The organism is Acidithiobacillus sp. M4-SHS-6, assembly GCF_047421495.1.
Lineage (GTDB): Bacteria > Pseudomonadota > Gammaproteobacteria > Acidithiobacillales > Acidithiobacillaceae > Acidithiobacillus.
Map to the genome: position 1 here is coordinate 911774 of NZ_CP175559.1, position 11463 is coordinate 923236.

At 51.7% G+C, this 11463-nt stretch carries 10 protein-coding genes and 1 pseudogene; 2 read left to right on the forward strand and 9 right to left on the reverse strand.

The window, feature by feature from the left end; genetic code table 11:
- Nucleotides 1–120: 120 nt before the first annotated feature.
- The 5 genes from ACJU26_RS04730 to ACJU26_RS04750 are packed head-to-tail and all read right to left on the reverse strand — an operon-like array spanning nucleotide 121 to nucleotide 8047.
- A complete protein-coding gene (locus tag ACJU26_RS04730) occupies nucleotides 121–1440 on the reverse strand; it encodes an MFS transporter (RefSeq protein WP_414041379.1) in 1320 nt (439 codons plus the stop codon).
- A 43-nt stretch (nucleotides 1441–1483) separates the two neighbouring features.
- Nucleotides 1484–2182 carry a respiratory nitrate reductase subunit gamma gene (gene narI / locus ACJU26_RS04735; protein ID WP_414041380.1) on the reverse strand — a complete coding sequence of 233 codons (699 nt, stop codon included), beginning with the start codon at nucleotides 2180–2182 and terminating at the stop codon, nucleotides 1484–1486.
- A complete protein-coding gene (gene narJ, locus ACJU26_RS04740) occupies nucleotides 2179–2724 on the reverse strand; it encodes a nitrate reductase molybdenum cofactor assembly chaperone (RefSeq protein ID WP_414041381.1) in 546 nt (181 codons plus the stop codon). Before narJ ends, narI begins: the two co-directional genes overlap by 4 nt.
- A gap of 2 nt (nucleotides 2725–2726) precedes the next feature.
- Nucleotides 2727–4286 carry a nitrate reductase subunit beta gene (gene narH / locus ACJU26_RS04745; RefSeq protein WP_414041382.1) on the reverse strand — a complete coding sequence of 520 codons (1560 nt, stop codon included), beginning with the start codon at nucleotides 4284–4286 and terminating at the stop codon, nucleotides 2727–2729.
- Nucleotides 4283–8047 carry a nitrate reductase subunit alpha gene (locus ACJU26_RS04750; protein ID WP_414041383.1) on the reverse strand — a complete coding sequence of 1255 codons (3765 nt, stop codon included), beginning with the start codon at nucleotides 8045–8047 and terminating at the stop codon, nucleotides 4283–4285. The genes narH and ACJU26_RS04750 overlap by 4 nt, the downstream gene beginning before the upstream one ends.
- A gap of 343 nt (nucleotides 8048–8390) precedes the next feature.
- Between ACJU26_RS04750 and ACJU26_RS04755 the strand changes: the two genes are divergently transcribed.
- Nucleotides 8391–8912 carry a hemerythrin domain-containing protein gene (locus ACJU26_RS04755; RefSeq protein ID WP_414041384.1) on the forward strand — a complete coding sequence of 174 codons (522 nt, stop codon included), beginning with the start codon at nucleotides 8391–8393 and terminating at the stop codon, nucleotides 8910–8912.
- Between the two features lie 95 nt (nucleotides 8913–9007).
- Here ACJU26_RS04755 and ACJU26_RS04760 read toward each other — a convergent pair.
- Nucleotides 9008–9210: pseudogene (locus ACJU26_RS04760) on the reverse strand (IS21 family transposase); the annotation flags it as partial.
- Nucleotides 9211–9259: 49 nt separating this feature from the next.
- Between ACJU26_RS04760 and ACJU26_RS04765 the strand changes: the two are divergent.
- Entirely contained in the window at nucleotides 9260–9883 is a 624-nt protein-coding gene (locus tag ACJU26_RS04765; protein ID WP_414041385.1) for a tetratricopeptide repeat protein, read from the forward strand.
- Nucleotides 9884–10390: 507 nt separating this feature from the next.
- On the opposite strand, the gene ACJU26_RS04770 is transcribed toward ACJU26_RS04765, so the two are convergent.
- The 3 genes from ACJU26_RS04770 to ACJU26_RS04780 all read right to left on the reverse strand — a co-directional run bounded on the left by ACJU26_RS04770 (nucleotide 10391) and on the right by ACJU26_RS04780 (nucleotide 11449).
- On the reverse strand, nucleotides 10391–10759 hold the full coding sequence (locus tag ACJU26_RS04770; RefSeq protein ID WP_414041386.1) for a hypothetical protein: 369 nt from the start codon (nucleotides 10757–10759) through the stop codon (nucleotides 10391–10393).
- A gap of 368 nt (nucleotides 10760–11127) precedes the next feature.
- Nucleotides 11128–11331, reverse strand: a complete 204-nt coding sequence (locus ACJU26_RS04775) for a hypothetical protein (RefSeq protein WP_414041387.1) — start codon at nucleotides 11329–11331, stop codon at nucleotides 11128–11130.
- Complete coding sequence (locus ACJU26_RS04780) at nucleotides 11321–11449, reverse strand: hypothetical protein (protein ID WP_414041388.1); 129 nt, start codon at nucleotides 11447–11449, stop codon at nucleotides 11321–11323. The genes ACJU26_RS04775 and ACJU26_RS04780 overlap by 11 nt, the downstream gene beginning before the upstream one ends.
- Nucleotides 11450–11463 lie beyond the last annotated feature (14 nt).

Genomic DNA, 11463 nt, shown 5'->3' on the forward strand with positions numbered 1-11463 from the left:
TGCTTACTCCTGGATAACAGCCATGTGGCAAATCAGCGCAAAATGACCAGCCATTGGGCGAAAAAAACCGCTACAAAAAATAGACATGAACGGGTTCTTACCTGTGTCCATATGATTTTCTCAGTTGCTTGCGATTGTTTTTTGCTGTGTGAAAATGCTCTGTCTGGTTCTATACAATAATGCAACTAAAAAAAGACAAAAAATGGCGAGAATAATGTAAACAGAAAAACCGAGTGCATATCCCTCAAAACCTATAGATTCAACAATATGACCTAAAACAGGAGGGATTGCAAATCCGCCTAGGCATCCTAGTCCTCCAACCCATCCCGCAGTACCGCCGACTGCGTCAGGAACATAATGCGGAACGAGCTTGAAAACAGCGGCATTATTTATGCCCATACCTATTCCAACAAAAATCTCTCCAACAATGGTGATCCATAAAACGTCAGAAAATGTCATAACAATAGAACCAACAAGTAATATAACCAATGACAGGACTGCTGTTTTTTCGCCTCCTATTTCATCAGAAAGCACTCCGCCATAAACACGAATAAAGGCTGCAATCAATGAAAATACAGCGGTAAGAACTACCGCATGAAATGCAGTGATGTGAAAATAGGTCTGCCAAAAAATAGGCAACCAGGCGGTGAGCGCTAGAAAACCTCCGAAGTTGGTGAAATATAAAATCACCAATGGCCAAGTCCGCCAGTGACGTGCAGATAAATATAGTGTATGCCAGGTGCCCCCAGTGGGGAAAAGTTCCTGCCCATAAGATGTTGATTCCTCCTTAGCCTTAGAAACGTTATTATACTTCTTGTTAAGCTGGAAAAAAGGAGCGTTCAATCCCATAAGATAGTATATAATCATTCCAACGATAATAATCGCCAGAGAAAACAAATAACCACCCCAAAGACCTACTGTAAAAATTACCGCTGGCAGTATTAACACCACAAACCCAGGTGATGAATCGCCGAGACCACCGAAGACGGCGAGAGCCCAACCCTGTTTCTTTTTTGAAAACCAATAGGAAATCTGCCCTATTCCTACGGAAAATGTCGCAATTCCACAGCCTGCCAACGCGCCAAGTGTTAGCAATAAAGGATAATATCTTTCCGTAAGGTGATCAGGATAAAGAGTCAATAGCATCCAGTAAAGCCCAGCAATTCCCAGAACGGATGCTATTAAGAGTGTTAAAAAAGGCAATCTGCCACCATTGCGATCAACAGAAGCTCCAAACGGAATGCGCAACAAAGACCCAGTAAGCATCGGCATGGCGACCAATAATCCTACTTGTTGCGGAGATAAATGCATGGCTTTAAGAAAAATATGAGCCGTTGGTCCAAACAAGGAAACGGAGCCAGCTCCAATGAAAAAACCAATAGTGGCACCAATCAATGCTCGTTTGGGTGAACCGTGAACCAAATGCCCCGAGGAATCCATTACCCCTCCATTTACTCGGTTAATCAAAGATGGTAGTGAATACTCAAATTACAGACCGAATTTTGGAGCGTACAATCTGATACGGTCTTATCATATAATTGAATGGAGCGGTCCAAATATGTACCAGCCTGCTAAATGGGAAAAGCAGGAAAACAGTAAAACCACAAAACATATGTATTTTGTAAATCAAAGGGATGGATAGAACCAATTGTGGCTGAGCCTGGAACTCCGCTATACTACGGACGTAGTGAATCAATGTTTCCATGTTCTGCACATGGTCGTGCAGAACCTCAGGAACACTGACAAATTGCGTGCCCAGTCCAAAGCAGAGCGTAATGAGCAACCACACCAGTATAATGATGTCCATGGGTCTACTGGCATAACGCACCTTGGGATCAAGAACTCTCCGTAATAACAGCATGAGACCCCCAATCATTGCCACAACTCCGGCTGTAATGCCGGCACTTGCCGCCAGCCATTGATGTTCTACAGGATCCAACCCAAACCACTCTAAAATATTCGTGAGAAAGCCTGTGAAATGCCCAAGAAAAAGTGTCAGTATGCCTATATGCCATAAATTGCTGGCCCACATCATATAGCGTCTTGATGCCAGTATTTGGCTAGAGAAACTCGTCCATCCTCCCTGTTCCCGCTCATAACGAATTACACTTCCCACCAGGAATATGGTCCCGGCTATATAAGGATACACGCCAAAGAAGAATGTATTCCAGGGTGAGTTCATGCTTTTTCTCCTTCTTTCATAGATGACGAAAAGCGGCCACGGGATAGCACAGGGTCCAGCAAGCAGGCGTAAGGACTGCAAATTTCCAGGAGATTCTCGTGCAGGATACTTATACCTTCTGCGGCACTTCCCAAAAAAACACGGGCCTCGTCCACCTCCAGTATTGCGGCAAAATCCAGCACTACCGGCAAGTAATCGGGTAATACACGATCCTCAGGGAGCCAGCCATATGCCGAATAATGATCAAGCAGTCCGACCAGTACCGTGCCGCGCTCACGATCGTCTTCGGGCAGCAAATGGTTGCTCAAGTGCAGGTCGCAACGTGGATTCCAATCGAAAGTTTCTACATAGAGCGCTTCTAGCTGTAAAGGCGTCTGCGCCTGCATCCACTGAATCTGTTTACGGAGCAGGGACTTTTCGTCTTCTTGTAAATCCGCAACGGCATCAAGCGATGACATCATCTCTGGCAGCATTTGCCGCAGATCAACGTCGGGATAATCAAGAAGGAGCGCCAAAAAATGTAAAATGGGTTGACGAAACATGCTTAGATTTCTCGATGCCGAATAAAATGTAAAGGTTGTACGTTGGCTGCGAGGGTTTCCTTGCGGCGTTTGGGGAAGAGGTCGCCATGGCTAACCCCCGTACTACTCTCATTACCAAAAACAAAACCGTTTTGGCCCTGAAAATCGTATGGATCATCCATCATTGTCTCCTGATGGCTGGTAGGGATGACAAATCGATCCTCATAATCAGCGATGGCCAGATAGCGGTACATTGCCTGTGCAGTCGCTTCGTCTAAACCGGCACCCGCTAGCACCTCCAAATTGGCCTTCCCCTGCACATGGAGGCTGCGTTGATACGCACGCATGGCAATGAGCTTGCTCAGGGATTCAATGACTGGCCGGTGATCGCCTGCAGTAAAGAGGCTGGCCAGATAATCTATGGGTATACGCAGGGCCTCCAGACGAGGGATGACGTCTTCGGCATTTTCGGGAATATTCCTGGGGGAAATTTCCCGCCCCATGGGAGACAAGGGCGGCACATACCAGACCATCGGTAAAGTACGGAATTCCGGATGCAAGGGCAGGGCGATTTTCCAATCCACTGCCATCTTGTAAATAGGCGAACGTTGAGCGGCATCGATCCATGAGTCCGGCACTCCATCCAGCTGCGCCTGCGCGATGACCTGAGGGTCATGAGGGTCAAGGAAGATGTCCAGCTGCGCCTGATAGAGGTCTCGCTCGTCTTCCTTTCCCGCAAATTCTGCAATACGATCGGCATCATAAAGCATTATTCCGTTATAACGGATGCGGCCTACGCATGTATCCGAACAAATGGTTGGCAAACCCGATTCGACGCGGGGGTAACAGGCAATGCACTTTTCCGATTTGCCGGAATCCCAGTTGAAGTAAACTTTTTTGTAAGGGCAGGCAGAAATGCACATTCGCCAACCGCGACAGCGGTCCTGATCGATGAGGACTATGCCATCCTCCTCCCGTTTATATATGGCGCCGGAGGGACAGGCAGCGACACAAGCTGGATTCAGACAATGATTGCACATCCGTGGAAGATAAAAGAGAAAAGTCTTTTCAAATTCGCCCAAAAGATCCTTTCCGGGAACATCCCTTAGGTTATAGTCTACAGAGCGAGTTAAATAAGTCCCTCCTAATTGATCTTCCCAGTTCGCACTCCACTCAATCTTCTCCATGACCTTACCCGTCACCAAAGAGACCGGACGGGCAACCGGTGCGGTTTCCGATAATGACGCATTGACCAGATGCGCGTAATCATAGGTGAATGGCTCATAATAATCGATGATTTCCGGAAGGTGTGGATTGGCAAAAATAGTCAACAACTCCCAGAAGCGATTCCCTTGTTTCAGCGTCAGTTTGCCATTTTTCCGGGTCCATCCACCATGCCACTGATCCTGATTTTCCCAGTTTTTTGGGTAACCTATACCCGGTTTGCTTTCAACATTGTTGAACCATATATACTCGGTACCGCGACGATTGGTCCAGGTGTTCTTGCAAGTAACCGAACAAGTGTGGCAACCAATGCATTTATCCAGATTGAATACCAAAGCGAATTGCGCACGCACTTTCATAGGGTTTTCTCCACCGCCTGACGTAACTCTGTTTCCAAGGCTTCAGTCAATGGGTTTTCCAACCAAGAAAGTCGTTCATCCTTAATCTTGCGGATCAACACCTCTGAATCCCGCTGGCTACCAACTGGCCCATAATAATTTAAAGTCCAGGCCAATTGTGCATAGCCACCAATCATGTGGGTAGGCTTTGGGATGACCCGAGTGGCACTATTATTGGTTCCGCTTCTCTTGCCGGTACTCGGTGCCCCGGGAACGTTGAGCGTCTTTTCCTGCTGGTGATACATGATGGCTACCCCCTCCGGAATACGCTGGCTGACTACTGCACGGGCCATCAATGCCCCATTTTCATTGATGGATTCCAACCATTCGTTGTCTGCGACGCCCAAGCGTTCGGCATCCTTTTCGCTGATCCAAATATGCGGTCCTCCCCGGGAGAGATGCATCATCCGCAAATCATCATGGTAGGTACTGTGAATGCCCCACTTATCGTGGGGGGTGAGAAAGCGCAACACCATGCCCCCCTGCTGCGCAATATCCTGCGGGAGACCCGCCACCGCATGGGTTGTCAGTGGCGGGCGATAGGTACAGAGTCCTTCACCGAAGTCCAGCATCCATTCATGGTCTAGATAAAACTGTCCACGACCAGTCAGTGTTCGATAGGGTACGTCATAATGCACATTCACATATCCTGCGTTATAACTCACCTCCTCCGACATCAGGCCGCTCCAGCTAGGAGAAGAGATCACCTTGCGTGGTTGCACCTGCAGGTCGTGGAAACTGAATTTCTCGCCCCGGCGGTCGGCGGCAAGGGGGGTGAGGGACAATCCCGTCTTTTTTCCCAGCGACTCCCAACCTTTGTGAGCCACCTCGCCATTGGTTTCGGGTGAAAGATGCAGCACCATGTTGCAAGCATTGATATCACTTTCCAGTGAAGGCCGTGGCGTATCTTTTTTGTCAATCGAAGGAAATATTCCATTGATGTTGAGAAGCTCTGAGATCTCCTGTCCTGTCTCCCAGTGTTCCCCCTTGGCACCATTGCCGTGCCTTGCCAGCAAGGGTCCGATACTGCTGTACTGCTCGAAAACTCGCGGGTAGTCTCGCTCCACGATTTCGAAATGCGGACAAGTACGCCCTGGCTCTGGGCGCCGCCCATCCCGTTTCCAGTCGGTCACCCCCACAGCCTGCCCCAGTTCTCCGGGGGAGTCGTGGAGTAGCGGCAGGGCCAGCAGATCCTTGCGCCTCCCGAGATGTTTCTCGGCCAGCGCCGCGAAGCTCTTGGCCAAATGACGGAAGATTTGCCAGTCGCTGCGGCTTTCCCAGCCGGGATCCACAGCGGCGCCGAGCGGATGGATGAAAGGGTGCATGTCTGTGGTATTGAGGTCGTCCTTCTCGTACCAGGTCGCCGTCGGCAGGATGATATCGGAATACGCCCCGGTACTGTTCAAACGGAAATTGATATCGACCATCAAGTCAAGCTTGCCTACCGGCGCTTTTTCGTGCCAGCGGATCTCCTGAGAGGATGCACCGGCATCGTCCTTGCCCAAGACCGCATTTTCCGCTCCAAGGAGATGCTTGAGAAAATATTCGTGGCCCTTGGCATTGGTGCCGATGAGGTTGCTGCGCCAGACAAAAAGATTACGCGGCCAATTATCGGGATGGTCGATATCTTCGCTGGCAAAGGACAGTCGCCCGCCTTGCAGTTCATCGACCATGTAGTCTGCAACGCTGGCTCCCTTTTGAGCTTCTTCCGCCTCAGCGGCCTTGGCAATATCCAGTGGGTTCCGCTGAAAATGCGGGGCAGCAGGAAGCCAACCCAGGCGTTCAGCGACCACATTGTAGTCGGCCAAGGTATGGCCGCGATACCGCGCCTTGGCCGCAGGATGCATGAGGCTGTCCGCCGTGACCCGCTCATAACGCCACTGGTCTGTATGCAAATACCAATAACTGGTACCCGCAGCCTGGCGTGCATGAGGATACCAATCACCGGCAAATGCCAAAGGTAACCAGCCAGCCTGGGGACGCAATGCTTCCTGGCCGACATAATGGGCCCACCCACCGCCACTCTGCCCGACGCAACCGCAAAGATGTACCAGATTGATGATGGCGCGGTAGTTCATATCGTTGTGATACCAATGATTGGTCCCCGCTCCGACGATCACCATGGATTTACCCTGGGTAAGGATGGCATTTTCCGCAAATTCCTGGGCAATACGCACACAGTCTGCTTGGGGAATATCTGTGATTTTTTCCTGCCACGCCGGTGTAAAGAGGCGATCGGCATTGCGGTAATCTGTACTGGTGTCGCCCTCGATCTCCAAGCGATTGACCCCATATTGGGCCAGGAGCAGATCAAAGACCGAACAAACCAACTGCTCACCGCCGACACATTGCAGACGACGTGCAGGCACCCTGCGCTCGACCAAATGCGCCTCCCCGTCACCATTGCCGTAGTCTGGGAAGACGACGCTGACCACCGCATCCTGCTGCCCCAGGCAGGACAATTCCGCCTTGATGGACTCGCCGGTTGCGGCGTCTTCCGGCAGGAGATTCCATTTGCCTTCACTCTGATCCCAGCGAAAACCGATGGAACCTTTAGGACAGCGAAAACTTTGTGTGTACTCATCGTAAACGATGGTTTTCCACTCGGGATGTTCTTCCTGGCCCTGCTGGTCAGCAAAATCCGAGGCGCGCAGGAAGCGATCACTGGCATAACGGCCATCGTCAAGGGGTCGCAACAGGAGCTGCATCGGCAGGTCGGTAAAACGGCGGGCATAATCTTGGAAATAAGGAACTTGTTTTTGTAAAAAGAACTCCTGTAGTACTACATGACCCATGGCCAGAAAAAGTGCGGCATCCGTGCCGGCTCGAACCGGTAACCATTCGTCGGCAAACTTTACATACTCCGCATAATCTGGGGCCACCGCGACCACCTTTGTACCTTTGTAGCGTACTTCAGAATAAAAATGTGCATCCGGTGTGCGAGTGGCCGGGATATTGGTGCCCGCGACTATGATGTAGGTGGAATTGTACCAATCCGCCGATTCCGGTACGTCGGTCTGCTCCCCCCAGACCTGGGGTGAAGAAGGCGGAAGATCACAGTACCAATCGTAAAAGCTAAGCGGGACACCGCCGATCAAGGAAAGATATCGTGTCCCAGCGGCATAGCTGATCATCGACATTGCAGGAATGACAGAGAAGCCGGCAATACGATCGGGCCCATAGCGCAAAATGGTATAGATATTCGCGGCAGCGATAATTTCATTCACTTCATCCCAGCTGCTTCGCACAAATCCACCCAGCCCACGTACTGCCACGTAACTACTGCGTTTTTTGGGATCTTCCTGAATCGCTCTCCAAGCCTCTACCGGATCTTTCCCCGCGGCTTTTTCCTGACGATAAAGTTCCAGAAGACGCCCGCGAATCATGGGATGTTTGATCCGATGCGGGCTATATAAATACCAGGAAAAGCTGGCCCCGCGTTGACAACCACGGGGCTCATGGTTCGGTAGATCAGGACGGGTTTGCGGGTAATCGTGCGCCTGCATCTCAAAGACCACCAGGCCGTTTTTGACGTGGACATTCCAGCTACAACCTCCAGTACAGTTGACGCCGTGGGTCGTGCGTACCACCTTGTCATAACGCCAGCGGTGTCTGTACGCGTCCTCCCAGAGGCGATCATCCTGAAGCTTGATGCCATGCCCCTCCGAAAAGGGTTCTTGTTGACGAACCAAAAACTTCAGGCGATCCAACAAATGGCTCATTACCTGCTCCTCTTAGCAAAGGGCTTCCGTTGAAGGTGGGATATTAGTGGAGAAACAAATGATTACAGTAAGCCCCTCTGATTTCTGGGACCGAGATCACTCCATGCCTACTCTGTACTATAATAGTACATGGGCAGACTTTATGTAGGTATCAGTGTGCTTTTTTTTCAATTTTCTTCCGGCACCATGGGGAATTAAGCCTTCCATCAACCTTTGATGTCTAACCATCTGGATGAAAAAATAACTATATCTGCGCAGCCGAAGGGATGGGTAACAGCTGCGAACAGTACAAGCTACGCATCGTCTGTATGATCTTCGACAGGATGCCAGCAGGAGCTTCGCTATGATACTTATAGGCAATACCACCCCTTCCTACGACGACCCTTTAGGACTTTTACGGGCATGCCATGATCGGATCCTGGGATATTGTGACACCTTGGAGCGCTTGGCCGAACACTTGGTAGAATTGGGTGCCAATGGCGACGCACGTTTGGCCGCGACACGCATCCGACATTATTTTCGTGTCGCCGGACCCGAACACCATGCCGATGAAGAGCAACAACTTTTCCCGTGGTTGCTGGCACAACCGGATTTCCCGCAGTTGCTACGGGCAGCAGTGAAAAATCTGGCAACACAGCATCGAGATTTGGAAGCGGCATGGCAGGTGTTGGATGCAGACCTCGCTCTCGTCGAGCGAGAAGAGCTACCCGAAATGCTGCATTTGGAACCCTTTATCTCCATGAATCGCGCTCATGTAGCGCTGGAGAATGGTGAGATTTTTCCTATCGCTGAAAAACTGCTAGATGAGGATGAAGCCCGACAGTTAGGATCAGCAATGGCCAAACGACGAGCGGAGGAAAGCTGATTCACCGTGACCAAGAACCTCGCTGTTTGAGCCTGATTTGTTAATCAGCGTGATCCGTTGGTCACCCGTCAGGATGCAAGACGTCACCGCGCTATGTCGTGGGATTTGGCTTCCTCCCAAACCCGGATGCGATATTGCAGGGTCTTAGTTGACCGGGCTCCACCTCTCCTGGATGTAACCGTTGCATTTCCTCCAGCAAGGTCGTGGCCAACAAGCCGGGCTCTTGCCGTAGGAAAGGGAGAATCTCCCTTGAGATGCTAAGATTGTAGTATCTAAAAGTTGTTGTCCGCCAGATTTTCGTTGTCCACCTGGCAATTCTGGCGGGTTTTTCAGAATGGAGGCCCACCATGTATAAGTCGTTTATCATTGCTGCCGCCGTCGCGGCCACTCTGTCCGTTTCCGCCAGCGCCTGGGCGATAACGAATGAACCCATCCACGCTTGGAGCAACGCCGCCGCGCAGGGAAACGCCAAAGCGGAGACCCATCTGGGGGCGGCCTACTACGTCGGCCAAGGCGTGCCGCAGAACTACGCCGAGGCCGCCTATTGGTGGAAGAAGGCCGCTGCCCAGGGAGATGCCAAAGCGGCGAACATCCTGGGGGTGGTCTACTACGTCGGCCAAGGCGTGCCGCAGAACTATGCCGAGGCCATCCATTGGTGGAAGAAGGCTGCCGCTCAGGGATTCGCCGTAGCGGAAAACAGTCTGGGGGATTTGTACTACTTTGGCCAAGGCGTGCCGCAGAACTACGCCGAGGCCGTCTCTTGGTGGAAGAAGGCTGCCGCCCATGGATTCGTCAATGCGGAGAACCACCTGGGGGCGGCGTACGCCATCGGCCAAGGCGTGCCACAGAATACTGTGGAAGCCCTTTACTGGTTAGCGAGAGCCGCTGCGCAGGAAAATATCGATGTGGAATACGATGCGCAAAGTATGGAGCAAGGCGGCAATGCGACAGGACTTGCAAGCGGTTCTTGATGTGGACGATTAAACAGGGCGGGCAGTTCAAACGGGATTTGAAGCAGCGGGAGTCTCGGGATCCCCATCGTAATATGTTGCAGGAAGAGTTTGTGGCATTGAACCCTTCGCATATCTCTGCGATGTCCTCGAAAGCTCCCTACCTGGCCCCACACAAGCGGCTCCACGAACTCCTACCGTTAACTGGAAATTCCCGCATTAGCCTGATCCATGAAGACAAGTTCACAGATGGAGACGGACATGGAAGATCAGCAGACACGTCTGCCGGGGCAGAATCAGCAGGGGAAACAGGGCACAGAGCAACCGGTCAGCAGACACGCGGCATCTTGCCGTCTTTGTCTCTGCGCGGGTTGATAGTCGCCATGTCTTATTCCCTGCGCATGCTGCATGCAGTGCAGCGCTCCGGAAAACCATTGCAGCAGAAAGGCAATATTGCGATCGAGATTGTAACCGAACCATTTGTTTTTATTGGTGCGCCTGGCAGGAATCGAACCTGCAACCTACGGCTTAGAAGGCTAGGGCGGTATCATAACAGGCAACACTTGGCGGCAATAAGTAACTATAAAAACAGTACCTTGCAAGACTGCCATTTTTCCCGTTGCTTGTGGATAACTCCCGTTTTTTGCCCCGCAGTGTCCCATGAGTGCCCCACGGAAACCTATCGCATTGCGGAATTTCCGCAGTTGAAACCAGTTCCTGCCGAACCACGCCAACGGTTTTATCGTCAACCCCCAGCGCCGCCGCTTGGCATTGGCTGGCATGAATATTGACGGGCATGAGCATTGCATTGTGAATTTTATCTGGGAATTTTCGTCCACCATGCCACTGCAATGCTTGGCGGTATTTTATGGCGGTGTCCATGATGGAAGCGTTCACGATGCCCCGGCAGCTTCGGCCAGAATTGCCTCTGAGCGTTCACAATGGCCTGAGTGGTAGGGGGATAGTAGCACCCCGCCCCTGAAAGCCCGCCAGAGGGCAGGGAAACCCGTTTTCTGGCCGTTTTTTTATCGGGGGCTGGTTCTGGGTGGCGGGCGTGTTCCGGTTGCCTGCTCAACCCGCGCGGCTGTTTGGGTTGGCCGTTCCTTTTGGAGGCGCAACGGTTGCGTTACGGGGTGCCTTTTTATAGTCGGCATTTTCTCAGGCCCAAATAAGCCCCTGTAGCGAATTTTCAGGGGCTGGTGGTAAGGGTTACCGCACCCTGCCCCGGAAAATGCGTTGTATGGCAAATATGGCCCCTTGGCGGGCTATTCTGGAATGAAGTCCCGGACGCGCCAGACTTCCTTGTCGCCGTCGTAGGCAATGAGTGCGTTTTCCACTTCGTCATATTCCACGTCAAGGGTGATACCCCCGCAGGTTTCAAGCTTGGTCCGCCCAAGGTGGGGCAGGGCGCGGAACAGTTTGGCTATGGCGGGCTTGGCGGCTTGCGGGTTCCATTTTTCAGTCGTCATGGTCGGCCCCCTCGGTATCCACCAGCAGGCAAAACTCATGCGCGGCCTGTACCAGCGCGGCGGGTGCAATGCTTGCCACAAATTCGACGGCGGTTTCGGTAAGTGTTTCGTCATTCATGGTGTCGGTTCCTT